At 56.3% G+C, this 24312-nt stretch carries 20 protein-coding genes and 1 pseudogene; 9 read left to right on the forward strand and 12 right to left on the reverse strand.

The features are described from left to right. Positions 1 to 7 precede the first annotated feature (7 nt). The 6 genes and pseudogenes from HU749_RS29590 to HU749_RS11980 all read right to left on the reverse strand — a co-directional run bounded on the left by HU749_RS29590 (position 8) and on the right by HU749_RS11980 (position 7268). On the reverse strand, positions 8 to 775 hold the full coding sequence (locus HU749_RS29590) for a methyl-accepting chemotaxis protein (protein WP_371856347.1): 768 nt from the start codon (positions 773 to 775) through the stop codon (positions 8 to 10). A gap of 87 nt (positions 776 to 862) precedes the next feature. Further along, a pseudogene (locus tag HU749_RS29595) lies at positions 863 to 1972 on the reverse strand (cache domain-containing sensor histidine kinase); the annotation flags it as partial. 161 nt (positions 1973 to 2133) lie between these two features. Next, the gene (locus tag HU749_RS11965; RefSeq protein WP_013692817.1) at positions 2134 to 3504 is read right to left on the reverse strand and encodes an MFS transporter; all 1371 of its coding nucleotides are present in this window, start codon (positions 3502 to 3504) and stop codon (positions 2134 to 2136) included. Positions 3505 to 3927: 423 nt separating this feature from the next. After that, positions 3928 to 5262, reverse strand: coding sequence for an NAD(P)-dependent oxidoreductase (locus HU749_RS11970; RefSeq protein ID WP_013692818.1), 1335 nt, complete (start codon positions 5260 to 5262; stop codon positions 3928 to 3930). A 110-nt stretch (positions 5263 to 5372) separates the two neighbouring features. Then, on the reverse strand, positions 5373 to 6149 hold the full coding sequence (locus tag HU749_RS11975) for an SDR family oxidoreductase (protein ID WP_095058152.1): 777 nt from the start codon (positions 6147 to 6149) through the stop codon (positions 5373 to 5375). A 3-nt stretch (positions 6150 to 6152) separates the two neighbouring features. Beyond that, entirely contained in the window at positions 6153 to 7268 is a 1116-nt protein-coding gene (locus HU749_RS11980) for a CapA family protein (RefSeq protein WP_186652247.1), read from the reverse strand. A gap of 361 nt (positions 7269 to 7629) precedes the next feature. Here HU749_RS11980 and HU749_RS11985 point away from each other — a divergent pair, with 361 nt between their 5' ends. Continuing rightward, positions 7630 to 8469 carry an SDR family NAD(P)-dependent oxidoreductase gene (locus tag HU749_RS11985; RefSeq protein ID WP_013692821.1) on the forward strand — a complete coding sequence of 280 codons (840 nt, stop codon included), beginning with the start codon at positions 7630 to 7632 and terminating at the stop codon, positions 8467 to 8469. A 52-nt stretch (positions 8470 to 8521) separates the two neighbouring features. On the opposite strand, the gene HU749_RS11990 is transcribed toward HU749_RS11985, so the two are convergent. Genes HU749_RS11990 through HU749_RS12000 form a run of 3 tightly spaced genes read right to left on the reverse strand, consistent with a single transcriptional unit; the run spans position 8522 to position 11282 of the window. Then, positions 8522 to 9694 carry a lactonase family protein gene (locus tag HU749_RS11990; protein WP_079302880.1) on the reverse strand — a complete coding sequence of 391 codons (1173 nt, stop codon included), beginning with the start codon at positions 9692 to 9694 and terminating at the stop codon, positions 8522 to 8524. Continuing rightward, on the reverse strand, positions 9695 to 10108 hold the full coding sequence (locus HU749_RS11995; protein WP_013692823.1) for a Zn-ribbon domain-containing OB-fold protein: 414 nt from the start codon (positions 10106 to 10108) through the stop codon (positions 9695 to 9697). 4 nt (positions 10109 to 10112) lie between these two features. Further along, positions 10113 to 11282 carry a thiolase family protein gene (locus HU749_RS12000; protein ID WP_013692824.1) on the reverse strand — a complete coding sequence of 390 codons (1170 nt, stop codon included), beginning with the start codon at positions 11280 to 11282 and terminating at the stop codon, positions 10113 to 10115. A 282-nt stretch (positions 11283 to 11564) separates the two neighbouring features. Here HU749_RS12000 and HU749_RS12005 point away from each other — a divergent pair, with 282 nt between their 5' ends. The 7 genes from HU749_RS12005 to HU749_RS12035 all read left to right on the forward strand — a co-directional run bounded on the left by HU749_RS12005 (position 11565) and on the right by HU749_RS12035 (position 19526). Continuing rightward, the gene (locus tag HU749_RS12005; protein WP_079302879.1) at positions 11565 to 13676 is read left to right on the forward strand and encodes a 3-hydroxyacyl-CoA dehydrogenase NAD-binding domain-containing protein; all 2112 of its coding nucleotides are present in this window, start codon (positions 11565 to 11567) and stop codon (positions 13674 to 13676) included. Positions 13677 to 13860: 184 nt separating this feature from the next. Beyond that, entirely contained in the window at positions 13861 to 14040 is a 180-nt protein-coding gene (locus tag HU749_RS12010; protein ID WP_343226763.1) for a rubredoxin, read from the forward strand. Between the two features lie 87 nt (positions 14041 to 14127). Then, positions 14128 to 15600 (forward strand): NAD-dependent succinate-semialdehyde dehydrogenase, encoded by a 1473-nt coding sequence (locus tag HU749_RS12015; RefSeq protein ID WP_079302878.1) that lies wholly within the window; start codon positions 14128 to 14130, stop codon positions 15598 to 15600. A 205-nt stretch (positions 15601 to 15805) separates the two neighbouring features. After that, complete coding sequence (locus HU749_RS12020) at positions 15806 to 16966, forward strand: MFS transporter (RefSeq protein WP_186652249.1); 1161 nt, start codon at positions 15806 to 15808, stop codon at positions 16964 to 16966. A 462-nt stretch (positions 16967 to 17428) separates the two neighbouring features. Continuing rightward, the gene (locus HU749_RS12025) at positions 17429 to 17746 is read left to right on the forward strand and encodes an antibiotic biosynthesis monooxygenase family protein (protein WP_013692829.1); all 318 of its coding nucleotides are present in this window, start codon (positions 17429 to 17431) and stop codon (positions 17744 to 17746) included. Beyond that, entirely contained in the window at positions 17736 to 18020 is a 285-nt protein-coding gene (locus HU749_RS12030) for a LysR family transcriptional regulator (protein ID WP_013692830.1), read from the forward strand. The genes HU749_RS12025 and HU749_RS12030 overlap by 11 nt, the downstream gene beginning before the upstream one ends. A 477-nt stretch (positions 18021 to 18497) precedes the next feature. Beyond that, positions 18498 to 19526 (forward strand): alpha/beta hydrolase, encoded by a 1029-nt coding sequence (locus HU749_RS12035; RefSeq protein ID WP_139381092.1) that lies wholly within the window; start codon positions 18498 to 18500, stop codon positions 19524 to 19526. A gap of 167 nt (positions 19527 to 19693) precedes the next feature. Here the strand turns inward: HU749_RS12035 and HU749_RS12040 are convergent, their stop codons facing one another. Both HU749_RS12040 and HU749_RS12045 read right to left on the reverse strand, forming a co-directional pair. Continuing rightward, positions 19694 to 20599 (reverse strand): LysR family transcriptional regulator, encoded by a 906-nt coding sequence (locus tag HU749_RS12040; RefSeq protein WP_079302874.1) that lies wholly within the window; start codon positions 20597 to 20599, stop codon positions 19694 to 19696. A 171-nt stretch (positions 20600 to 20770) separates the two neighbouring features. Then, positions 20771 to 21853, reverse strand: coding sequence for an AbrB family transcriptional regulator (locus HU749_RS12045; RefSeq protein WP_079302873.1), 1083 nt, complete (start codon positions 21851 to 21853; stop codon positions 20771 to 20773). A 129-nt stretch (positions 21854 to 21982) separates the two neighbouring features. On the opposite strand from HU749_RS12045, the gene HU749_RS12050 reads away from it, so the two are divergent. Continuing rightward, positions 21983 to 22879, forward strand: a complete 897-nt coding sequence (locus HU749_RS12050) for a LysR family transcriptional regulator (protein WP_186652251.1) — start codon at positions 21983 to 21985, stop codon at positions 22877 to 22879. Between the two features lie 32 nt (positions 22880 to 22911). Here the strand turns inward: HU749_RS12050 and HU749_RS12055 are convergent, their stop codons facing one another. Next, positions 22912 to 24108 (reverse strand): MFS transporter, encoded by a 1197-nt coding sequence (locus tag HU749_RS12055; RefSeq protein WP_176167050.1) that lies wholly within the window; start codon positions 24106 to 24108, stop codon positions 22912 to 22914. Positions 24109 to 24312: the final 204 nt, after the last annotated feature.

The raw sequence follows: 24312 nt of genomic DNA on the forward strand, positions 1-24312 counted from the left end.
CGACGGTTCACGATTTGAAGCGTCCCACCAGACCGTTCAGTTCATCTGACAGACTCGACAACTTGCCGGAGTCATCCTGTGCAGAGTTGGCCAAGCTCTCCACCAGCCGAGCCTCGTCATAAATCTGCTGGATATGCCGATTGATCTCTTCGGCCACGCTATGCTGCTCTTCAGCGGCGGCGGATATCTGCAGGTTTTGATCCCTTATTTCATTGACCGACAATTGGATGCCTTCAAAGCTGTCCCGGGTGCTTTCGATGGACGACACACTGGCTCGCGAAAGCTCAAGGCAACTTCCCATTTTGCCCATCACCTCCTGGGTCTTGCTGCCTAGGGCGCCGAGCAGTTGCTCGATTTCGCCGGTCGAATCGGATGTGCGTTTGGCCAGTGCTCTGACTTCATCTGCCACCACTGCAAATCCTCGACCTTGATCACCCGCCCTGGCGGCTTCGATGGCTGCATTCAGGGCCAGCAGATTGGTTTGCTCGGCAATGGCGCGAATGGTGCCAAGGATCTGGTTGATGCTGCGGCTGCCGGCTTCGAGCTCTGTCATGGACTGCGACGACTCGGTCAGACGGCGTCCCAGGCGATTCACGTTGTCCGTGGTGATCTCGATCTGCTGCTTGCCCTCCGCCACACGGCGATGTCCGTTCTCGGCGGACTCTGCTGCGCCGCTGCATGAGCGGGCCACCTCATTGGCGGTTGCGACCATCTCGTTGAACGCGGTCGACACTAATTCCACCGCTTCGCGCTGTCTTCCGGCGGCCTCGTTCATGTTGTTGGCAACCTCGCTGTTAACCCTCGAGGCATTTTGCAGATTGCTCGATGCGGCGCCGATGTGTTGGATCAACTGACGTATGGCGGTGAGAAACTTATTGAACCAGCCTGCCAGCTCAGCGGTTTCGTCGTTACCCTGAAACTCTAGTTCGCGACGCAGATCTCCCTCGCCCTGTGCGATCGATTGCAGTCCGGTGCTGACCTGGCTGATGGGTTTGACGATGGACTTGGAAAATGCCACGGCGACCAGGGCAAAAATGACTGTCAATCCTCCCACGATGAGGGCGGTGAGGTAGGTCATGCGAGTGGCCGCGCTCATGACTTCACTGCGCTCGATCAAGCCGATATAGCGCCAGCCAAGATCAGGCGACGTCCAGACGTTGGCCATGTAAGGGATCCCATTGAGTTCAACCTCGGTTGATCCCTGCGGGATGGCGGCCAACTTTGCATAGGCCTCGCCCAGGTCCTTGAGCGGCTTGAAGCTATGCGTCGTGTTGCGGGGGTCTACCAGGACGATTCCGTCCTCGATCAACATCACGTAGCCGCTTTCGCCAAGCTTGATGCTTTTGACCAGCTCGGTGAGGTTTTTCAAAGACACGTTCACGGCTAACACACCTTTGACGATGCCATCGCTCGTGATCATTGCCCTGGCTGTCCCCACCAGTGCTGCATCTTCCTTACCGTAATCATAGGCTGGATAAAAAGCGGGTGTTCGTACGGTTTTTCCAGGGCTCGCCATCGCCGCTTTATACCAAGGGCGTGAACGCGGATCGTAGTTGGCCAGCTGAGGATCATCTGGCCATTTGGCATAGGAGCCGTCCTCCAGGCCGATGGAGAGAATCGCCGCGGACGGGTGGGCCGCACCGTAATGCGCAAACCTTTCGATCAGTTGCTGGGCCGCAGGAGGCAATGGCCGGCTGGCGGCATCGCCGGTCTGGTAGTTCTTCAGCGCGCCAACCGATACATAAACTGGATCGGTTGCCATTTGATCCACATTTTGCTGGCTGGCGTCGAAAAACTGGCGAATGTTGCCATCGATCTGACGTATTTCCCGCGTACTGCCATCCATAAACTGATCAACTGCCAGCGTTCGTGTGTTAGTCACCGAAATCACTGCGACCAAGCTCACGGGTATAAACGCGACCAATACGAACGTCAGCACAAGCTTGTTTTTTATTTTCATTGTTAAGCCCATAAACAGGGAGGACGGGCAAACGGCCAATTTGGAGCGGTAGTCGCCTTTACACCCGATCCTGTTCGGGTGCGATATGTTCGGCGGCTCAGCCGATGAGGCGGACTGTTTTCAGTCCGCGCACATCTTGAGCCGCTCAGCGATCAGTTGACTGCAAAAAAGGGTTATGTAGAAAGCTCTTGCCGCATTGCTTTCTGGGGCTGCGGCAATTCACTCGCCTTGTTGCTTGTCTTGTTGCCCACCGAGGTGCGCAGGTTTATTCCACGAGTCTCAGGAACAAACTGAGTTGTGATCAGACAGAGCACGGCAATCAACGTGACGTAAAAGGCCGGCGCCAGCGGGGAGCCAAACGCCTGGGACAGGTACGCAGCGATCAATGGGCACGTTCCGCCGAACATCGCGACACTTGTCTGATAGGAAATGGCGTGTCCGGTTGCACGGAACGATGTCGGGAAAAATTCCGCTGCGGCCACAAAGCTGGCTGCCCCATAAATCCCCAATCCGGCAGCGAGGAGTGTTTGCCCGGCCACAGCGCTAGCGAAGGAACCCGAGGCAGCCAAGTACATGGCCGGATATGCCGAGAGTGCTATCCATGCCGCACCAAATGTCAGTACTCGCTTGCGGCCAAACCGATCGCTCAATAAACCTCCTAACGGAAGTAGGGCTGAAAGTACGATGACGGCGATGGCGTTTGAGATCAAAGCCGAGGTGGAATCCAGCTTCCCGACCTCAATTAGAAAGGTGTACATAAAGCCGAGCAATAGGTAAGCCCCTACCGAAAAAACCGGTTGGACCATGAACACGTGCAACATACCCCTCAATCCACCGCAGCGAATGGCCGCTATCAGCGGATTTTTTTTGATTTTGCTGGCTTTACTGGCCTGGCGGGCTTGCTTGTACTCTTCAGGCTCATCGATGTTGCGGCGCAACCAGAACCCGACAACTCCGATAATGCCTCCAAGAAGGAAAGGGATGCGCCACGCCCAGTCTGAATACGCTTGATCCCCCGCTCCAAGCTGGAGTGCGACGACCAAACCAGCCACGACGGCGTTGGGCAGGTGAGAGAAAATCAGCGTGAAGCCAAGCCAGTATCCTCTGCGGTTTTCCGGTGCCGACTCGACGATGTAGCTGGTCGAGCCGGTCGTTTCGCCACCCAGTGCCAAGCCTTGTGCGATTCGACAGAGCAACAGCAGTAACGGTGCGGCGATCCCGATGGTTGCATAGGTCGGAAGCAGCCCGATGATCGCGGTGCCTAGTGCCATGAGCCAAACGGTCATCGCCATGACCCTGATACGGCCAAGGCGGTCCGCCAGATAGCCAAACATCAAGCCACCCAGGGGGCGGGCTACGAAGGCTACTGCATAGACTGCGAACGTGCTCAGAAGCGCGGCAGTTCGATCTGAGCCGGGAAAAAAATGAACGGATAAAATGGGTATTGAGAACCCGAATACAGCGAAATCGTAGATCTCACCGAAGTTCCCGATAGCGCCAGCGGCTAGCGATCGCCGAGAGCTGGTCGTTTTCGTCTTCGTCATGCGTCTTCTCCTGTGACAGGATGGTTTTTATTAGTTGATGCAAAGCTGATGCATCAAGACTGCAGGATGAAACAGTGTTGCTTCGCCATCAGGCCTTAGAGATGTTCGAGGCGTGGATCAATGTTGCATTTTCGCCAGATGAATCTTGGTGGTCAGCGAGCGTAATGTTTGTGAAAAGCGTTTCTGCGATGACGCAATCCGCTAACGAAGGTTATGTTAGAAAGACGCGTGTTGCTGGGGTTTAAAAGCAATACGCGTTCACTATTTGTTAATAGGTTGGCGAGGTTTGCCGGACCAGGCAGGTAGCCGAGCGTGGGCTTGTTTCCTGCAGAAGGTGCCGCTGGCTTACCGCCGCATCGGGACAGATTTTGGTTTTCATATAGACCTCGATCGATTCCACGCTCACTATTCGTGAGCCGCCAATCAATTGCAGTTGGAGGAGGGCTTGAACTGAACCGCGGAAATAGAGCTGTAGAACGTGCTCAAGTCTTTTATCGGGACTGGATCGCTGATCTGATGATCCGCTTGCTCGAAGAGGCTTCGTGCAGCATTGGCGATCAACATGGGAGCTCCAAGATCATTGCCGCGCAAACAGGCCGCTTTGAGGATGGTTTTTTCGCTCGAGAGTGCCGTGTTGTCCAGGGGGGGACTGGATAACAGTTGGTTATAAATAGAGCGAGAGGATTCACTCCATCCCGATGTCTTTTCCAGGACCTGTGCCATGTCTTCCAATGCCAGCCCATATCGCAGGCCTGCCGCCGTGCATTCATAAGTAATCGCGCTGCATAGCGATGCGATCGCACCTGTGACCAACTCGATGGCGTCACCTTCAGGGCACGCTTGAGGGGCGCCATCCGTGGTCAGCTTCACGGCGTCGCCGTCGTACAGTTTTGTCGCCGCCATGCTTTCGATGAGCCCGACCATGTCTTCGAGCTGCGCAGTTGGCCCCAGGGTGTTGGTTCCGATTTGCAACAATGCCCTGACCAGAGCGGTTAGTGGCATCGGGACATCCCTGGACATTCCCAGCGCGACGGCTTGATCGACGTCTTTGAGCATCAATGCGAGGGCGAAATTGGTGGAGGGTTTTCCCTGGGCAAGCGCGGGTAGCATTCTGTCTGTGGTTTGATTTCGCGCTTTGTTGCGGTTCAACACGTCCGCCATCAGGGGCAGTGACAGGCCGGCTTTTTTGCCCATGGCCACGACCTCAAGGGTCCCGAGTCGACAGCCAGCATTCATGGCGTTGTTGACCATTTTCATGGCTTGGCCGTCGCCGACCCTGTCGCCACAACGATAAATCGTTTGGGTAATAACTTGTAAAACGGGGAGGGCACGCTCGTAAACCGTATCCGAGCCCGCAACCATCAGCGTGGCTTTGCCTTCGGCAACGACCAGAGGACTTGCAGACACCGCAGCATCCATCATGTCGATACCGCGTTCGGTCAGTTCTTCGGCCATACGTCTGGTCTCGCCCGGGATGCCACTTGTTTGATCAATGATCAGCGTCCCCGGCACCAATCCGGCCGCGAGGCCGTTTGGACCGAACAGCGCAGACCTGACGTCCGAGCTGCGTGGCAGGCACAGGAAGATGACGTCACACCGGCGAGCCAGGTCGGCCGCCGTGGGCGCGACGTCAGCGCCCAGTTTCTTGAATGTGTCGACGGCGGCCGTGTTGATATCCCACACGCATAACGAGTGAGACAGGAATCGACGAGCGAGTTGACTGCCGAGGGCACCGAGCCCGATGTATCCGATTTTCATTGCCTGTCGCCTCTCTTGTGACCATTCAACCGACGCATGCGACGTATAGGGGGAATGGTGCAGATACTGTTATTGTTCTTGGGGTGTGATGAGAGCGTATTGCCTGATTGCTAAAGCAATGAACCGATCATGCCGCCATCAACGCTAATGCTCGATCCAGTGATGAAACCCGCCTGTGTGGATGCGAGAAACGCGACCACGCCACAGACCTCGTCTTGTTCCCCCATGCGGCCGAGCGGCGTAAGCTTGCGGCGTGCTTCTGCCTGCTCCGGGGTGTACGCGGCGGTGCCGGTGCGGTGCGATGTGTCGATCAATGCTGGCGCTACACAATTGACAGTGATGCCGCAAGAGCCCACCTCGTTGGCGAGATGTTTCATGTACGCGGTGACGCCTGCGCGAAAAACGGTTGAAAGGCTATGGTGCGGCATGGGTTGCTTCACCGATGCCGAGGTAATGGCGATGACGCGACCCCATTGCTTCTTGAGCATCTGAGGAACCATTTCCTTGGCGACCTGGATGGTCCCCCAGAGTTGATTTTGATAGGCCTCTTGCCACCGTTCCTCTTCCGTTTCGTCGAGCGTCGCCCGCAGCGGATTGGGGGCTCGTCCCGTGTTCAGGACGAGGATGTCGGTGCCGTTGAATGTAGCGTTCACCGTGTCGGCGAGGCGCTTTACATCAGCGGCGACGCGCATGTCGCCGGCAATGGCGACTGCACGCACGCCATGCTTTGCCGTTATTTCCTGGGCGATGGCGGCCAGTTTGTCCGCTGAACGTGCAAACAGCACCACATGAACGCCCTCGGCTGCCAATGCGTGGGCAATGTTCTTGCCTAAACCTGCGCTGGCGGCGGTGATGACTGCCACTTTTCCGTTGATCTTCAGGTCCATGATTTACTCCGACACGATGATTTCATTGCCTTCGACGCTAAATCGATGGGGCATGTCTTCGGAGGCCCATTCCAAGTAGGAAAGCACTTCCTGGAATCGAGGATCGTCGTGATTCAGCACTTCAGGCCGATACCGTGCGTCCATGACCATCGGAAGGAACGAAACCTTTTGTATACCGTTTTTGGTCGCCACTGCTTTGGCGAGCAAGCTCAACGTACAGGCCTTGCCGTAGGGCATGAAAGGATATTCGGGATCGAGGTCCGCGTGATTGCGAACCGCACCGTGAGACCAGGCGGGCTCGCTCCATGAAGGCGCGGGAAACGACTTGGTCATTGCGAACACGCCGAGACTGTAGAAGACGGCTTTGCCCTTATACATCTCGATCGCTTTGGGAATATGCGGTGCGTGGCACACCACCATATCTGCACCTGCATCAATGGCAGCATGGGCTACGGTCACCTGGTAATCGGAGATCACGCGCGGCAGCCGGATGACGCCGGAATGAAAAGCCAGGATAACGACGTCTACCTCACCTTTTAGCTTCTTGATGTCCTCGACCAGGTTCGCCAGGTCGCTGGAGTCAGGTTCCGTGCGAATGCGAACGGGCTGGTGGGGACCTCGTGTTTCATAGGAGGTATCGACCTTGATACTGGTCACGCCAGGTTTTTGCAGTCCTGCCTCGCTGCCGGCAGGACCGAGCGAGGTATAGCCCAAGTAACCGACCTTGATGCCGTCGTGTTCAATGATGGCTGGACGTCGTGCTTCTTCCAGATCCCGACCTGCGCCTGTCACCTGGATGCCGCGCGAGACAAAAAAGTCCCGGGTATCCACGAGGGCATCCGGGCCGCTGTCGTAGCTGTGATTGTTTGCCAGAGTCACCGCGTCGAACCTGCCATTGGTGAAAATAGCAGCCATTTCAACGGGCTGACCGACTTGAGGGGCATGGTCTGCGCGCACGGTGCGATCCGAGTAGGTGCGCATGCAGTTGATGAAACGCATATCGGCCGAGGCAAGAGTCGGCAGGACGAGTTCTGTGTACCCCTCCACCGGGAAGCCGTCTTTCGCTCCATGCGTGGGGCCGCAGTCCCCGCCGATCAGTATGGTGGCGTTCGATGTCATTTTTCCCTCCTATTATTTTTGTGGGAAATTTATGGTTTCGATCAATGAAACAGATGCTGCTAGATAGAACTAATAATAGCACCGCGAAAACGGCATGACCACGATTTGTACAGGCATCATGTTGTTGGATAAAGAGTCAGTCTGGATTTTCGTGGTTCTGATGATTGGAACAGGTATCGATAATAAGAACATGTGATAGTATCGATTTTGACATCCGTCCGGGCGCAGGCGTTACCTACCTGACCGTCTCTATGGCAGGTCGAGGGTCGACACCTGTTCAGGAAAACGACGTTGGTGCCAGTCTACTATTTGAAATTATCAGTTAGTTCAATCGCTTACATGAAAATAAGAGAGGGCGGAAATGGCAAGCTCACTGGATCAAACGCAGGGGCACACACCGGCAGGGCGGCTTGCCGGGAAAGTTGCTGTTGTTATTGGTGCTGGACAAAGTCCGGGCGAAGGCATGGGTAACGGTCGAGCGGCGGCCATTCGATTTGCGCGTGAAGGGGCGCACGTCCTGGCCGTTGATCGGCAAATCGAGTCCGCTGAGGAAACTGCGGCGATGATCATTCAGGAGGGCGGTTCCGCTGCAGCATTTTCTGCGGATGTGACCCGGGAACACGAGTTGGCCCTTGCCATGCAGATGGCAAAAAAACGTTGGGGGTCCCTGGATGTCCTGCACAACAATGTGGGGGTCAGCCTCGCCGGTGGTGACGGCGACTTGATGGACATCACCGAAGATCAGTTCGATAACATTTGCCGTATCAATCTTCGCGGTACCGTCTTTGCTTGTAAGCACGCAGTAGCAATCATGCGTGAACAAGGGGGCGGGGTTATCGTCAATGTGTCATCCGCGGCGGCATTGGGTAAGTATCCCTACGTAACGTACAAGGCTACAAAAGCGGGTGTCATTGCTTTCACCGAGCAGTTGGCGCTTCAAAATGCCCCTTATGGGATCAGGGCGAACTGCATCCTGCCAGGCTTGATCTCGACGCCGATGGCGGTCGAGGCGCGTATTCAAGCGTGGAACCAGACGCGTGAGCAGGTCAGCGCGGAGCGCAACGCCAAGGTGCCGCTCGGCCGCCAGGGAACCGCTTGGGATGTTGCGAACGCGGCCCTGTTTCTTGCGTCCGATGAAGCCAATTTCATCACGGGTATCTCGTTGGCGGTGGACGGCGGCCGGTTGCTCAATCGTATTTAATCGTAGTCCCCCACTGCTGGCAGTGGGGGACCATCGGCGCATTACCGCTCAATCAACGTAGCCCGACAATACCCATCCAGTACTGAAGTTGATTTCCTGACGTCTCGACATCAACGCTTCGAGCGTACTTGAGATGCCCGTCATCACCTATCCGGAATATCGACAGTGTCGCGGGCGTTACAGTCAGCCCTTTTTCATCATCGTATGCGGCCAAGGCCTTGATACTCGCCGTGACGAGCAAGCGGCCACTGGGATCACAGGCAAATGTTCGGACGTGAAAGGAACGAGTGTCCACATGCTGAACAAGTGTGGGCTCGCCTGTTTCAGGGTTGATAGCGTAGACGGCTATGTTGTTTTCACCTCCGGAGAACACTGGGTGCCCCTGGTGGGAGTGCGTCGCATCTGCGCGATTTACCAGGTAAACAAACTTCCCGCTTGGATGGACATGGATTGCACCGGCGAGTTGTCGCGGGTGCACGTGCTCAGGGGTTCGCAGCGTTCCCCGCGTGAAGGCTGGCTCGGCCTCGATCCGGTCACCGTCATGTCGGAACATGTAGAGACGGTTGGTTCGCTCGTCGGCTGCGTAAAGCCATGGATGCGTCGGATGAAAGTCGACATGCCGCGGGCCGAAGTCATGGCCATGATTCGGCGCAACCACATCGCTCATTTGGAGATGCTCTTCAGTTAGCCGAAATGAACGGAGTGCCCCGGGATCTTCCAGCTTGTCTGTCGTTGCGTTATTGCCGCGGTCAACTACCAGGACGTGTTTGGCGGATGGATAAAACATGACCTGGTGCGGATAGACCCCAAAGTCGGTGTTCGGATCCTGAGGCAGGCAGCTGCCAATTGTGCAGTCTGCGTTGATGCGGTGCACAGTCAATGAGCCGCGCTTGAAATTGTGGGCATTGACGATAAATCGTCCCAGGGGGTCGATACACAGATGTACCGCTCGGTAGGGAAGTCGCGTAGGTAAGCCGTGAGTGTTGAGTTGCCCGTCAGGTCCCAACGAGTAAGCGCTGACGTGATTGTGATGGGACTCCACCCTCGGGCCACCGTCGCTTGTTGAGACATACAGGAAGCCGCCGGATGGATGAGGCCATGCGTATTGCACCTTTGAGGCCACAGTGACGCTTTCCATCCTGTGGAGCGTTGCGCTGTCTACGTCAATCATATAGCGCGTGATGACATCATCTACGGCGCTGTAGAGTACGGCGCGGCTGCTCATTCAAGCCTCCGAATGGTCAATTGTGAACATGGGAACGGACATGCCGCTTTCTGATTCTTTAAACGCGACCCTGACCCGCTGCCCGATGCGAACACTGTCCAGATCAACATCGACAATGTTCGTAAGCATCATCAGTCCCTCGTCGAGGCGCACATAGGCAATGCAGTACGGTGCTGATGCGCCACGTCTTGTGATGCTGAAGGTGTAGATCGTCCCGGTCCCGCTTGCAGTGATCCATTCGACATCGGTGCTCCAGCAAAACGGGCACAACGCACGAGGATAATGATGCGGTTGATGGCAGGCATTGCAGCTCTTCAAGAGCAGGCGCCCCTCGGCCGCAGCGTCGAAATAGGGTTCATCACCAGGGTTCAGGATAGGGTCGCTGATGGGGCGTTCTGTGTAGGGGGTCGACATGTTTTTACTCCCTTTCCATGATGACGGTGGCTGCACCGTGCCGATGACCTATCGCGCCGCCGATGCCGGTGGCGAGGGCTAGCGAACAGTTGGGAACTTGCACCTTTGGATGAGCCTCGCCTCGAAGCTGTCGTACGGCTTCGATTATTTTTGTGATCCCGCCGCGATTGGCGGGATGGTTATTGCACAGGCCGCCGCCATCGGTGTTGAACGGCAACTTGCCGATGCCCGAAATAAGGTTGCCGTCCGACACGAATTTTCCGCCTTCGCCTTTTTTGCAGAATCCCAGGTCTTCAAGTTGCAGGATGACGGTGATGGTGAAGCTGTCATAGATGGAGGCGTACTGGATGTCGGCCGGCGTCACACCTGCCTCTTCGAAAGCTCGAGGGCCGGTCCACGCGGCGCCGGTATAGCTCAAGTCGAGGCGTCCACCCATCTGGTGTTTAGTGGATTCACCGCAGCCAAGTATCCGTACGCGTGGTCTGTTGAGGGCCTTCGCAATTTCCGGGCGGGCAACGATAACTGCGCCGCCGCCGTCGCTCACGACGCAGGAATCGAGACGCCGCAGCGGGTCAGAAATCATCGGCGATGCCAATACATCTTCGACCGAGACCACTTTGCGCAACATCGCCAGAGGGTTGTGTTGCGCATGATGAGAGGCAGCGACCTTGACCCAGGCCAGTTGCTCGCTGGTTGTGCCGTACTCATGCATGTGGCGCATCGCACACATGGCATAGAGGTTCAACGTGACTGGGTTATAGGGCATCTCGAATGGCGCGTCCGGTAGATTGACTCCTCGTACGCGCGCCTGTATCCCAGAGATACCTTCAGAGTTGGGGCGACCGGCCAGCGTAATCAGCGCCACGTTGCATCTGCCCGCTGCTATTGATTCTGCAGCGTGGGCGATATGGGCGAGATAAGAGCATCCTCCCATATCGGTCGAATCGACATGCCTCAGCTTGTCCAGATTCAGGTAGTTGGCCATCGACCATACGTTCCCGCCGGGTGCATCGCCCGCGCAGAAATATCCGTCGATGTCGTCTTTGCTTAATCCCGCGTCTTCAATTGCTCCTTTCGCCGCCTCCGCATGTAGCTGTGCCACCGAATGGTGGGGGGCCTTGCGTAGGGGGTGCTCATACGCTCCGACGATGTATGCCCTGCCTTTTATTGTCATCTCTAGGGTTTCCTCAGTGCATGAAGATGAAGCTCGAATGTGCTTTCCGGTACCTTCGTTCAGGGAGATCGGTCCAGCGTCAAAGGCTAAAGTAGCACGGCGCAAAGTTCCGATCAGTGAAATCTGTGCTGATTATCAAAACTCATGCTACCATCGATTCAACGTTGTTTGGAGCGCGGGATGGCGCTGCACTCAAATTTCCGGGCCAAACCAGGATGCTCATTGGATGCGAGCGGTCGCAGGGTAGGGGCAGGCCTTATTTTTTTGAGACAGGAAGATGAGATGAGCGAAAGCCTGATGGTCAGTTACGAAGTCGAAGGCGTTGTGGCCGTAATCACAGTCAACAATCCGCCCGTCAACGCCCTGACTCCCGAGATGAGAGGGAGCATCATTGACGCCGTTGCCCATGCGAACGCCGACCCGGCTGTCGCGGCGATCGTGTTGATGGGGGGCGGTCAGAATTTCATCGCGGGTGCTGATATTCGACAGTTTGGCAAGGCGAGAACAATCACTACCCGCATGAGCGCCGCGGCACTTGACGCCAGCGCCAAGCCGACTGTCGCGGCTATTCATGGATATGCGCTGGGAGGCGGTCTCGAGCACGCCCTCGCTTGCCATTACCGGATTGCATTGCCCGCAGCCAAGCTCGGATTGCCCGAGGTCGCTCTCGGGTTGATACCGGGAGGCGGCGGTACGCAGCGCTTGCCGAGGCTGGTCGGGGCTGCCGTAGCCACCGATTTGCTCGTCTCAAGCCGCCATGTCCATGCCGTCGAAGCATTGAAGATCGGGCTTATCTCCCAGATTGTTCCAGGAACACAAAGCCAAGAGCTTCGTGATGCCGCCGTAAGCTATGCAAAGGCCGTGGCGCAGGCTCAACCGCAGCGCGTACGCGATTTGGTGCTCGAACCGATGGATGCGACAACCATGGATGTGCTGCAAGCGGCACGCCGCGAAGCAGCCAAAAAGTCTCCTCACAACAAAGCGCCACAGTACGCGATCGACTGTATCGAAGCAGCTTTCAGCCTGTCGTTTGATGAGGCTCTAGAGGTTGAGAGCCGCTTGTTTTCTGAGCTGGAGGGGTCTGATGTTGCCAAGGCACTTCGCTATGCATTTTTTGCTGAGCGTGAGGCTGCCAAGGTTCCGGATGCGCCCCCGGGTTTCAAGCCTGCTGGTGTGACGTCCGCTGCGGTGATCGGCGCGGGAACAATGGGCGCGGGTATTGCCATTTGCTTCGCTGACGCAGGCATTGTGGTGAAGCTCCTGGAAGCGAGTGCCGAAGCACTGGACAGGGGCCTGCAGCGCATACGTGACATCTACGCCGTAAAGGTCAAGCGCGGACGCATGACCGTGGAAGAGATGGATGCGTGCCTTCAGTTTGTCCAGCCTGTCTCCCACTACGAAGAAATCGGCGACTGCGATGTCGTGGTTGAAGCGGTGTTTGAACGGATAGATTTGAAGAAGGACGTATTCACCAAGCTCGATGCCGTGATGAAGCCTGGCGCGCTGTTGCTGACGAACTCTTCCGCGATTGATATCAACGTCATGGCCAACATGACAGGCCGACCGCAGTACGTCGCCGGCGCTCATTTCTTCGCTCCCGCGAACGCGATGAAACTGTGCGAAATCGTGAAGGGTGATCAAACCTCGATCGAGACAGTTGTGCGGGCCATGAAGATGGGCCGCGATCTTAAAAAAGTCTGTGCGGTCTCCGGGACGTGCGATGGCTTCGCGGCAAATCGCAGTCGCGCGCCGCTGGTCACGGAAATGATGCTACTGCTTGAGGAGGGAGCACGCCCTGAGCAGATCGACAGGGTCATGGTTGAATTTGGCTATCCGATGGGACCGTTCGCAGTGAGCGATCTGTCCGGTCTCGATGTCAGCTATGACACGCGCAAGCGTCGCGCGGCAGCTGACCCTCAATACAGGAAGCTCCATGTCCCGGATCGGATGGTCGAGCTGGGCCGCAAGGGCCAGAAAAATGGGGCCGGGTGGTATCGCTATGAAGAAGGTGACCGCACACCTCGTCACGATGAAGACGTGATGCGGATCATCGCGACCGTCGCCCATGAGCTTGGCACGCCTCAGCGTACCTTTACCGACAGTGAAATCCTCAAACGTCTGTTATTCGCCTCGATCAACGAGGCCTGCAAGATCCTGGATGAAGGCAAGGCATATCGAGCCAGTGACATTGATGTCATGTGGTTGTACGGCTTTGGATTTCCTCGCCATCGAGGAGGGCTGCTGTACTGGGCTGACACGATCGGGGCCACGGAAATCCATCTGCAAGTGCAGCAATGGCATGAGCAATACGGCAGGCGTTGGGCACCTAGTCCGCTGCTGTCGAAAGCTGCCAATGAAGGGCTGTCCCTGAGAGAGCTGAAATCAGTCATATGAAAAGCACGGCAATGGCAACCATGGCCGCGTGCGGCCGGTAACAGCTGTTCTGGCAAAGTGAAAGCAACGCCCTGGTTGCTGTCCCCCAAGGGTTACGAAACGCTTCCCATGGTCGGCAAAGGGGCCAACAAGTAGAAAATGAAACGGAAGAAAAATAATGAGCAATGACACGTCCACACAAGCCTTGTCCGAGGGCGAATTCAAAATTTGGCAATGCATTTTATGCGGTTTCATGTATGACGAAGCCGAAGGTATTCCGGAAGAGGGCATACCTGCTGGAACTCGGTGGGAAGATGTTCCCCAGGATTGGATTTGCCCTGAGTGTTCGGCGACGAAGCTGGACTTCGAGATGGTCGAGATTTGATTAATTGCCTTTCCGGCACAGTGTTTTTTCGGTGATTGAGGGCGATATCAACCGAGCCCCTTGGCGCCAAATGTAGAGGGAATTCAGATGTCCATTGAAACCAATAATAATGTCATCGCCGACGCTGACCATCCGCGCGTAGGCCTCTTCATCGACGGTGAATGGATTTTCGACCGCCCCTCTTGCTTTGAAGTGTTGGACCCCAGCACCGAAGCATCGCTCACCAGCGTTCCCGGGGCCACGACCGCTGACCTGAAACGCGTGTTGGCCGCCGCTGAGCGGGGGTTCAAAATCTGGCGGGACACACCACCGGCTGAGCGGAATATCATCATCAGTCGTGCCATCGCAGGCGTGCGTTCACGTTCCGAAGAAATCGCGCAGATCATCACCCGAGAGAACGGCAAATTAATTGCAGATGCGCGTGCGGAGGTGGAGCGTTCGGCGAGCTTCTTCGATTGGGACATGGCACAGGCCCTGCGAGCCTACGGGACCATCGTTCCGGGCGAAGCCCAAATGCAGAAATCGATTCTTCGTCAGCCAATTGGTCCAGTCGCAGCGTTCACGCCATGGAATGTGCCGCTAAGCGCACCGTCGCGAAAAATCAGCGGTGCACTGTGCGCCGGGTGCTCCATCATTTTGAAAGCCCCAGAAGAAACCCCTGGCGCGGCAGTAGCAATGGTTCAGTGCTTCGAGCGAGCCGGTTTGCCTAAGGGCGTATTGAATCTGGTGTTTGGCAACCCGGCGCTAGTGTCTTCGACCCTGATCGAGTCGCCAGTGACCCGCATGGTGACCTTGACGGGGTCGGTGGCAGTCGGCAAGCACTTGAGCCAACTGGCGGGTGCGGCCATGAAGCCGGTGCTGATGGAACTCGGCGGCCATGCCCCGGTCATCGTTTGCGAAGGGGTCAATGCCGCGGAAATCGGCAAGATGGCACTCAAGAGCAAAATTCGGATCAACGCTCAGTGGTGCGCTGCGCCAGGTCGCTTCCTGGTACACGAGAGTATCTACGACGAATTCGTAGCGGCGTTTGTGGCAACCGCCGATCAAGTACGTGTGGCCAATGGCATGGATACGAACGCTGACATGGGGCCGGTTACCAGTGGCCGGCGTCTCGCCGCGATGCAGCATTTTGTCGATGACGCATTGGGCCGTGGCGGCAAGGTTGCCGTGGGCGGGCATCGCGTGGGTGAGCGTGGCTATTATTTTGCCCCGACGCTGCTGGTCGACACCCCGCTGGATTGCGCCATCATGACCGATGAGCCTTTTGGTCCGGTCGCTGTCGCGGTTCGTTTCTCGACCCTTGATGAGGCCATCGAGATTTCCAACAGTCTATCCGTGGGCTTGGCTGCTTTTGCGTTCACCAATTCACTTGAAGAAGCTGAACAACTGAGTCGTGAGCTGGATGTAGGGGTCCTGTCTATCAACCATTTCGGTGCGCCGGATCCTGATACACCGTTTGGCGGTGTGAAGGACAGTGGTATTGGAAGAGAAGGAGGGCCCTGGAGCCTGGACTCCTACATGGTCAGCAAGACCGTGCTACAGAAAACTGCTCGCGTCTGACTCGGTGCCCCCAGTTCCCGTGACGGGAGTTGGGGGCTTTGGCTTTATTCGATGATCAAGGCCAATCCAGTGACCACTTGGATTCATAGGAGCATTCACTGAGGCAGGCATTTCCTGAAGCAGCTTCCTGCTAACGTCGGAGTTTTTTTGATGCGTAAGGCATCAGCGCGCTTCGCAAGAACGCATCCGACTAAGGAGTCTGCCCATGAGTGCCAATAATGGTCGCCTGCCTATGATCGGGCTACTTGCCCTGTCCACTACAGCGTTTCTCACCATTCTGACCGAGACGATGCCAGCAGCGGTTCTGCCTGCGATGTCGGAGAGCCTTGAACAGCCCCCCGCTGGTATCGGTTTATTGGTTTCCATCTATGCATTAGCCTCCGCTGCAGCCGCAATTCCCGTTGTGGCGCTCACTCGAAGTCTGCCTCGCAAATCGTTGTACATCATGCTCGTGCTGAGCTTTGCAATGGCTAACGGTATTACCGCCATCTCGACGTCTTATGCGCTGACGGTCGCGTCACGGGTGGTGGCTGGCCTGGCCGCAGGAGTTGTCTGGCCGGTCATCTGTGGTTATGCCATCCGCTTGGTCGATCGCAAAGACATGGGACGGGCTGTCGCGATTACCCTGGCGGGGAGTACCGTGGCCATGGTCGCCGGTTTGCCCTTGGGTAGCATGCTGGGTTCATTGCTTGGATGGCGTTTCAGCTATGGATTGCTTTCGCTGCTCGCGCTACTTGTCATCGTTTGGGTTTTGCTAGTCGTGCCGCCCATGCCGGGAGAGGGGCGCAAGGAAGGCACTTCGATTCATGACGTCATTCGCACCCCGGGGTTGAGAGTGATCTTGCTGTCGGCTTTTTGCGCGATCCTGGCTCATTACACGCTGTACACCTACATGGCGCCGCTCGCGGAAAAAACCAGGCTGTCAGGCGGGACCGCTCAGGGTCTGTTTCTGTTCGGTACGGGTGCCATCCTGGGCGTACTGATCGCCGGACGTTTCGTCGATACAAGGCTGCGGCTCATAGCGACCACCGCGTTGACGTGCACGGCTGTGACGATGGTTGTGCTGATAGCGGCTCCGTATCAAATGATCGCTTCGGCTGCGATATTTGTGTGGGGGGCTTCGTTCGGCGGCATGCCTACTGTTTTTCAATCAGCGACGGGGCGGGTGGCAGAAGATAATGCGGAGCTGGCAACGGCGATATTGACGACCATCTACAACTTGGGGATTTTTGGCGGAGGTGCCGTAGGTGGTTTGCTCCTAAGCTACTTCGGGATAGTAAGTCTCTCGGGGTTTGCGCTGCTCATCGTTAGCGCTTCCCTCGTGGTGGTCATGGGAGGGAGCTGTCACGCCTTTCCACGGCAGTAAATTATTGCGGGATATATCTCCCTGGAAGAGCGCGCGGCGTAGATGCAATCCTCACGACCGCGTTTCATGGCTGCCAAAAGCTCAGTCGGCATTCACCGGATCGCGACCCGACGATGTTCAAGTGATGCCATTCTGTTTATCGCGATAGCTCTTAACTCTTTGTTTTCATAGGTGCCTTCTTGATTCGGCGATATCTGTCTTTGCAGGACGTGCCGCTCATGGCTTAGCCACCGTTGTTCAACGGGACTCGTGGTGGCGTAGTTCAAGCACGAGCACTGTTGAGAAAAGCTCATTAGCGTATCAACCAGGTGCCGTATAGCCATGGGGCCATTGCCGGGGCTAGGTTTGTCTCGCTGGTGCAGCAGAAATGCTTTCGTTGGATGCGGGACTTGATCGCGCGCAACACAGGCATTGCACGCAGTTGTCATTTAATTTTATTACCCAAGCAAAGCAGGGCTGGATATGAATATCGCCGCAGTTAATACCTTGGAGATTCGGGTGATCGAAGAGGTTGACCAACACTTTGAACAGCGTTTGAAGGCGTACGCGGAGACCTTTGAAAAAGTACACGGATGCCTGGGGTATAGCGTGATGCGCAGCTCCCGCGATCCTGGTTTGTGGGTCTTCAGTGGCTACTGGAGCGCTGCATCGATGATGACTGAGCACTTTGAAAGTGAGTCGATGACGGCGTTGGTCAATCATTTGGTAACGTCATGTTCCAACCTGACGTTTGCCAGTTTCACGCCCCTAATCGGAAGGGGGCCGCACGATGAAGCTTGATGAAGCGCTATTTACGGCGATCGATCTCAATGCCTTGTTCATTCTCTTGGTGGTCTATCGCGAGCGAGGCGTGACGCGGGCAGCCGAACGACTAAACGTAAAGCAGCCAGCGGTGAGCAATACGCTGGCGAAGCTGCGCGTTCACTTTAAAGACCCCTTGTTCATCCGACGTTCCAGGACGCTGGTGCCCACGGCCAAGGCCAACGAAATCGTACGGGGGTTGGCGCCGGCATTGATGAGGATCCAGGACGTTATACGCCCCTTGGAAGGATGATCGGCAACGCTAGTCTGAACCTGGTGTGGAGCAATCGACGATTAGGTCTGCATTATTCTGTTACATTGATGGTTGGGCGCAGTGGGGAGTCGAGGCTTTTTCGTCGTTGATTAACGGAGCAATTTAATGAGCGTCCCGTTCTCCGTGGGTATGCTCTGAGCTGTAGCTAAGAAAATTATCAGCGCACCAGCTCTTAGCCTCAAATAATCCAGCAGCTATTAATTACTTTTGTGCATGGCTCCATTCAATTGGATGTGGTGTTTTCTAGGTCGCGCCTCGAATACATTGACCTCGACGAATTGATCCTTTGTGGGCTTAGACGTAATGCCATGAAGGGTAGTGCCCGGCGTCAAAGCCCAATGCTCCGTTCAGCGCAGTTGGCCAGCTAGATTTGATTCCACTGGCGTTCATCGAGCCTGGGCCTAGCCGCAGTCGTTCTGGATGTCCACACATCGGTTCTTAATTAGGAACAACACCATGAAGAAATTATTTTTTACGCTGGCCCTGCTGGCTAGTTCGTTTACCGCGGTGGCAGCCGATATGTCCAACGGCGCGAACAACTTTTTCAAGAGTGATAAGGTGACTGAGCAGAAGGTATCCTTCAATAATCAGTACCGAATGAAAGTCGTCGGGAACCTGTATGTCCCGAAAAATTTGAATAAGGCCAACAAAAGCCCTGCGATTGTCATTGGCCACCCGATGGGAGCGGTCAAAGAGCAAAGCTCAAACCTTTACGCTCAGAAACTCGCTGAACAAGGCTTTGTGACCCTTGCTATAGACCAATCGTTCTGGGGCGAAAGCGAGGGGCAACCGCGTAACGCCGTGGCGCCGGATATTTACTCCGAAGCGTTCAGCGCAGCGGTAGATTACCTGGGAACCCAGTCGTATATCGATCGTAACCGCATCGGCGTTCTCGGTATCTGTGGCAGCGGCAGCTTTGTCATCAGTGCGGCAAAAATCGACCCTCGGATGAAGGCGATTGCCACCGTCAGTATGTATGACATGGGCGCAGCCAACCGCGACGCACTCAAGCACTCGCAAACAATTGAACAGCGTAAGCAAATCATCGCGGAAGCGGCTGAACAGCGCTATGCGGAGTTCACCGGTGGCGAGACCAAGTACACCGGCGGCACCGTGCATAAACTGGACGCGAACACCCATCCCATCCAGCGCGAATTCTTCGATTTCTATCGTACGCCTCGCGGTGAGTTCACTCCGGCCGGATCCTCGCCTGACGTGACGACACATCCAACGCTGACCAGCAACGTGAAGTTCATGAACTTCTATCCGTTCAACGATATCGCGTCGATTTCGCCTCGTCCTATGCTGTTCATCGCTGGCTCTGAAGCACACTCGCTGGAATTCAGCCAAGAAGCTTTCAAACTGGCGGGTGAGCCTAAGGAATTGTTCATCGTGCCAGGCGCGGGCCATGTGGACTTGTATGATCGGGTGGACCTGATTCCGTTCGATAAGCTGACTTCTTTCTTTCGAACCAACCTGAAGTAACCCATCTTTGAAGCCGCAACTGCCCGGTTTGCACAGGATGTTGTGGCTTCAAGTCTGAACGTAGGTCGTAGTGCGCATCGCTCGACTTGCCCTTGGCGGGACGTTCATCCCTTGAGTCTTCATGGCTCTTTCAGGCCCTGCACGCTGTGCAGGGCCTTTTTTTTCTGTCATGACTCGTGGCGCAACGCGGCGATCAATAACGTCATAGCCCCTGAGGGTTGCCGACGGCTTGGGTAATAGAGATGAAGTCCTGTCCATAGTGGGCACCAGTCTTTCAGTACCGCAATCAGGTGGCCGGCCTTGACGTAGGGCTCGGCGATGTCTTCAGGTACATAGGCGATACCCAAGCCCGCAATGGCTGCGTCAAGGCAATCATAAATGCTGTTGTAAATCAGCTGACCGTCAACCCGTATGTTCAACTGCCGACCATCTTCCCCGAACTCCCAAGGCCACAATCCACCATGGGTGGGAAGACGCAGATTGATGCAATTGTGCTGCATCAGGTCTTCGGGCGTCTCTGGTTCAGGGCGACTGGCGAAGTAGCGCCTGGTCGCTACTGCGGTAAATCGCATGTCAGGACCGATGCGTACGGCGATCATGTCCTGGGCCACCGCCTCACCCAATCGGACGCCGGCATCGAAACGATCTGCAGCGATGTCGATGAGTCCATTGTCCGCGAACAGCTCGACTTTTATCCCAGGGTATTTCGGCAGAAATTTCTTCAACTTTGGCGAGATGATCGATCGAATGGCGTGATCCGATGCGGTGATGCGTACCGTCCCGGTAGGACTTTCGCCCAACTCCGACAGCGCCAGTAGTTCAGTGTCGATCTCTTCGAAGCGCGGGCCGACAGTTGCCAGTAACCGTTCACCAGCTTCCGTTGGCGAGACTGAGCGGGAGTTGCGCGCAAGCAAGCGCGTGCCCAGATTGCGCTCCAGTGAGCTGACAGCATGGCTGACCGCCGATTGAGACAGGCCGAGGTGTGCTGCTGCTCGAGTAAAACTCTTTTCGCGGGCGACGGCAATAAAGGCCATCAACCCACCAAAGGATTGCTTAAGGATGTCATCTTGCATGGCTTGAATGATCTTCGTGAGTGCGCATGAACAATAACATTCCGGTGCGGGGTACGTAGAGTTTACTGAGGAGTTTGCTAGCGATGGTGAGCGACAGGGAAGCATCGTCGAGAGGGGCCCTCGCAGCGCAGGCCTGCTCTCGGCCATGGGACATTTGCGGTGTGGCTTAGCCTATGACGTTATCTGGCGGTGCTCAGACAAGCGAATGATTAGTCGCGCCACAAAAGCCCCTGTCAGGATGACCGCAAACAACCGCAAGGTCTGCATTGCCAGGACCAGTCCCACGTCGGAATGCGTGTCCACCGCGATGATCGCCATCGTGTCGAGCCCGCCCGGGCTGGTGGCCAGGTAAATCGAGAGAAAGTCCCTGTCCGATATTGAGGCCAATAGCCAGGCAGATAGTGCGCACAGCGCGATCAAAATCGTCGCCCCCATTATCATCGCCGGCAGGCGCCGCCAGACATACCCTATCGTTGGGCGGTCAAAGCGCAAACCGACGTAGCAACCCAGTGCGCCGTAAGCAGTAGCGAGGAGCCAGTCAGGTAGCGTTATGTGCAACAGACCGCTGATTTGCAACGCGCCACCCAGCAGCAACGGCATGAGCAGCGCCCCGGCGGGCACTCGATTGCCCAGGGCAACACCGGCAAGCAGCGTGGCGATGGTCAGCCCTAGATTCAGAAGCCCGAAGCTTTGCGGCTCGACGTTTGTAACGTGCGTTTCGCCCCCGGTCGGAGCACCGACCCAGTGGCTCACCAGTGCGCCGATCATCACCACGCACACGACTCGTACGTACTGCATGGTGGCGACCACTCGCGAATCGGCGCCGTACTCATCCGCCATCGAGACCATCGCCGAGGCAGCGCCTGGAGCCGTTCCCCATGCGGCGGTGCTGGCCGGAATGCCTGCCCATACCAAGGCGAGCCCAACCAGAGCACTGAGGCAAACCGTTGCAGCGGTTGCCAGCAGCATCATCGGCCAGGACTGGGCCATCGAGAGAAGCATTGCCAGCGTCATGGAGTGCGCCGCCAGAATGCCTACGCAACCCTGACCCAGTTTGAAGGCATAGGGATGGAGCTGGATGCCAGCACCGAAGGTGCCAAATACGATGGCGACCATCATGGGCCCCAGGAACTGGCCGGCTGGCACCCCCAGGAACTTAAGCAACTGACCGACTGCTCCAGCCACTAGCGCAAGCGCCAACCATTTGAATGGAGCGGGGTAGGCATGTAGAGAAAATCTGGCAGAAGAAGACAAGAGTCGTGCTCCAATCGCTGGTCGCCTTGAGGGCGTGGCATCGCTATCGATGTGCTGATAATTATTGATAGCGTGTTTGATAAAGTCTATTTTCTAATATCGATTGATTGATAACTTTGGTTGATAGATATGGATCTGCGTGACCTTGCCTATTTTGAAGTCATCGCCGAGCTGGGCCATCTGGGCAGGGCTGCACAAAAGCTCAACCGCAGTCAGCCGGCGCTGACTAAAAGCATCCAACGACTTGAGGAGTCGCTAGGTGCCCGGCTGTTCGAACGCGACGGGCGTCGGATCAAGCTGACGGCAGTGGGGGAGTTGCTGAAGGTGCGTGGCAAACAGCTGCAGCAGAGCGTTGCCGAAACCCAGCGAGAGATACGTGATGTTGCCAACGGGGTGATGGGCAATATTCGCCTGGGCTGCGCTGCTTCCATGGCTGATCACCTACTCCCGCACCTGACCGCGACTCTGCTTTCACGTGCGCCGCAGATCACCTTGAACCTGGTGATCGGGCAGGACGACTTACTGCGCGAATCGCTTTTTTCCGGGCGGCTGGACATGGTGATCTGCCCGCAGTACGAAGCAGATCCTTTGTTGGAGTTTCATGCGTTGTTTGACGATGAGGCGGTAGTGGTCGCCAGCCGTCACCATCCGCTGTTCAGCGTAGGTTATGAGTTGCGCGACTTGTGTCAGTACCGGTGGGTGCTGCCGGCCACCGCCGTGCCGGCCCGGCGCTGGATAGACAATGCGTTTCAGTCCAGAGACCTGCCTTTGCCTCAGGTGCAGATCGAAACGACCTCGATTTCCTTGCTGCCACGCCTGATTGGTGAAACCAACCTGCTCAGCTTTCTGGCCCGGAAGACTCTCGAAGACGTAAAGGGTGTGACGCACCTTCGGGAGATCAAGCTCAAGGAAACAACAATGAAACGCACGATTGTCGTTTTCGTGCGAACCGGCGCCTATTTGTCGCCGGCGGCGCAAGTACTGCTGAATGTGCTTAAAGACGATGCACCGCTGTTATTGAGGTAGCGGATGCATAGCGACGGCTTGGGCGCAAGAGGCTATCGGGCGGGCGTGGACTGGGTAAGCCGCCCGCCATTCCCAACGACTAACGCTGCCAGGATGAGCAATACGCTGCCGCCAATCAGCGGGGCTGTCACCGATACATGATCTAGCAAGCTGCCACCGAAAGCGCCTCCGACCATGATCGCCATCTGGATAGCTGCAACCATCAGTCCACCGCCAGTTTCGGGCTCATCGCTTACCTCTTTGGCGAGCCAGGTCGACCAGCACACTGGGATGGCCGAGTACAACATCCCCCAGGCAAACATCATGATGGCGGCGGCTGCGAAACTGTAGCCCAGCTCGGCCAGAGCCACCGTCATGACAGCCAACGCCACCGGAAGCCAGCGCAACAATTGGAAGAGGAATTGTTTTTCCAGCAGTCGGCTGACGATGTACGTACCACCGAAACCGGCTATGCCCAGGCTCAACAACAAAACCGACAGTTGAGTGGAGCCGACGCCAGTAACCTGTTCGAGAAATGGCCGCAAATAAGTGAAAGCGGTGAACGTACCACCAAACGTCAGCATGGCGGCCAGCAGACCGAACATGACGTTCCGCCGTTTCAGCACCCCGAACAGCCTGGAAAGGGGAATGGTTTTTTCTGGCTGCATTGCGGGCAAGCTTTTGTATTGCCAGATCACGTTAATGATGACAATCGGTACAAGCGCCGCGAACACAAAGCGCCACCCCAGATGACCTCCCACATAGGCCCCAATGGGTGCGGCAAACGCAGCGGCCACTGAGTGGCCCATATAGATCATGCCCAAGGCTTTGGACACAGCCTCCTCCGGGACTATCCGAAGCACAGTGGCGGTGGACAATGCCCAGAAACCACCGATTGCGACGCCTAGAAAAGCTCTGGCGATCATCAACCAAGTGAAGCCCGGCGCCAAAGCGATGACCACTAGCGAAATGAGCATCAGCAGGGTCATCGAGACCAGGACATGACGTCGATCGAAGCGTCCAGCGATAGAGGCTATGCAAAGACTTGCCACCACCGCAAAGAAGCCGGAAATGGAAATGGCCTGGCCAGCCATGCCTTGTGAGGTGTGAAGGTCGTTGGCGATGGGCGTCAGGAGGCTCACCGGCATGAATTCTGCGGCGATCAGCAGAGCTACGCAGAGTGTCAAAGACCCCACGGCGCTCCAGATCCGGCTGTCAATCTGGGCCGTATTCAAAGTTGAGGTAGTCATCGGTGTTCCTGTGAAATAGCCAACACATGACGCCCTCGACATCTAGGGGCACCGTGCGAATGGACGAATAATGAAAGGGAAATAACCAGGGGGCGACCCCAGCGGGCGATGGGACACTGCCTCATCGCGACTTGCTTGAGACGAAATGATAGGGGGCTAAGGATGATCTGTAATGATCTGAATCCGAAAGCGCCTATGAATGAT

The organism is Pseudomonas ogarae (genome assembly GCF_014268695.2).
Classification (GTDB): domain Bacteria; phylum Pseudomonadota; class Gammaproteobacteria; order Pseudomonadales; family Pseudomonadaceae; genus Aquipseudomonas; species Aquipseudomonas kilonensis.

What these genes read in the sequence shown, in the direction of transcription:
- HU749_RS12015 (WP_079302878.1), top strand. Translation starts at nt 14,128, where the DNA reads ATGTCCATTGAAACCAATAATAATGTCATCGCCGACGCTGACCATCCG.
- HU749_RS11970 (WP_013692818.1), bottom strand. Translation starts at nt 5,262, where the DNA reads ATGAAAATCGGATACATCGGGCTCGGTGCCCTCGGCAGTCAACTCGCT.
- HU749_RS29590 (WP_371856347.1), bottom strand. Translation starts at nt 775, where the DNA reads ATGAACGAGGCCGCCGGAAGACAGCGCGAAGCGGTGGAATTAGTGTCG.
- HU749_RS11980 (WP_186652247.1), bottom strand. Translation starts at nt 7,268, where the DNA reads ATGACATCGAACGCCACCATACTGATCGGCGGGGACTGCGGCCCCACG.
- HU749_RS12005 (WP_079302879.1), top strand. Translation starts at nt 11,565, where the DNA reads ATGAGCGAAAGCCTGATGGTCAGTTACGAAGTCGAAGGCGTTGTGGCC.
- HU749_RS12000 (WP_013692824.1), bottom strand. Translation starts at nt 11,282, where the DNA reads ATGACAATAAAAGGCAGGGCATACATCGTCGGAGCGTATGAGCACCCC.
- HU749_RS12055 (WP_176167050.1), bottom strand. Translation starts at nt 24,108, where the DNA reads ATGACTACCTCAACTTTGAATACGGCCCAGATTGACAGCCGGATCTGG.
- HU749_RS12050 (WP_186652251.1), top strand. Translation starts at nt 21,983, where the DNA reads ATGGATCTGCGTGACCTTGCCTATTTTGAAGTCATCGCCGAGCTGGGC.
- HU749_RS11985 (WP_013692821.1), top strand. Translation starts at nt 7,630, where the DNA reads ATGGCAAGCTCACTGGATCAAACGCAGGGGCACACACCGGCAGGGCGG.
- HU749_RS12020 (WP_186652249.1), top strand. Translation starts at nt 15,806, where the DNA reads ATGAGTGCCAATAATGGTCGCCTGCCTATGATCGGGCTACTTGCCCTG.
- HU749_RS11995 (WP_013692823.1), bottom strand. Translation starts at nt 10,108, where the DNA reads ATGTCGACCCCCTACACAGAACGCCCCATCAGCGACCCTATCCTGAAC.
- HU749_RS12025 (WP_013692829.1), top strand. Translation starts at nt 17,429, where the DNA reads ATGAATATCGCCGCAGTTAATACCTTGGAGATTCGGGTGATCGAAGAG.
- HU749_RS11975 (WP_095058152.1), bottom strand. Translation starts at nt 6,149, where the DNA reads ATGGACCTGAAGATCAACGGAAAAGTGGCAGTCATCACCGCCGCCAGC.
- HU749_RS12040 (WP_079302874.1), bottom strand. Translation starts at nt 20,599, where the DNA reads ATGCAAGATGACATCCTTAAGCAATCCTTTGGTGGGTTGATGGCCTTT.
- HU749_RS12030 (WP_013692830.1), top strand. Translation starts at nt 17,736, where the DNA reads ATGAAGCTTGATGAAGCGCTATTTACGGCGATCGATCTCAATGCCTTG.
- HU749_RS11965 (WP_013692817.1), bottom strand. Translation starts at nt 3,504, where the DNA reads ATGACGAAGACGAAAACGACCAGCTCTCGGCGATCGCTAGCCGCTGGC.
- HU749_RS11990 (WP_079302880.1), bottom strand. Translation starts at nt 9,694, where the DNA reads ATGAGCAGCCGCGCCGTACTCTACAGCGCCGTAGATGATGTCATCACG.
- HU749_RS12035 (WP_139381092.1), top strand. Translation starts at nt 18,498, where the DNA reads ATGAAGAAATTATTTTTTACGCTGGCCCTGCTGGCTAGTTCGTTTACC.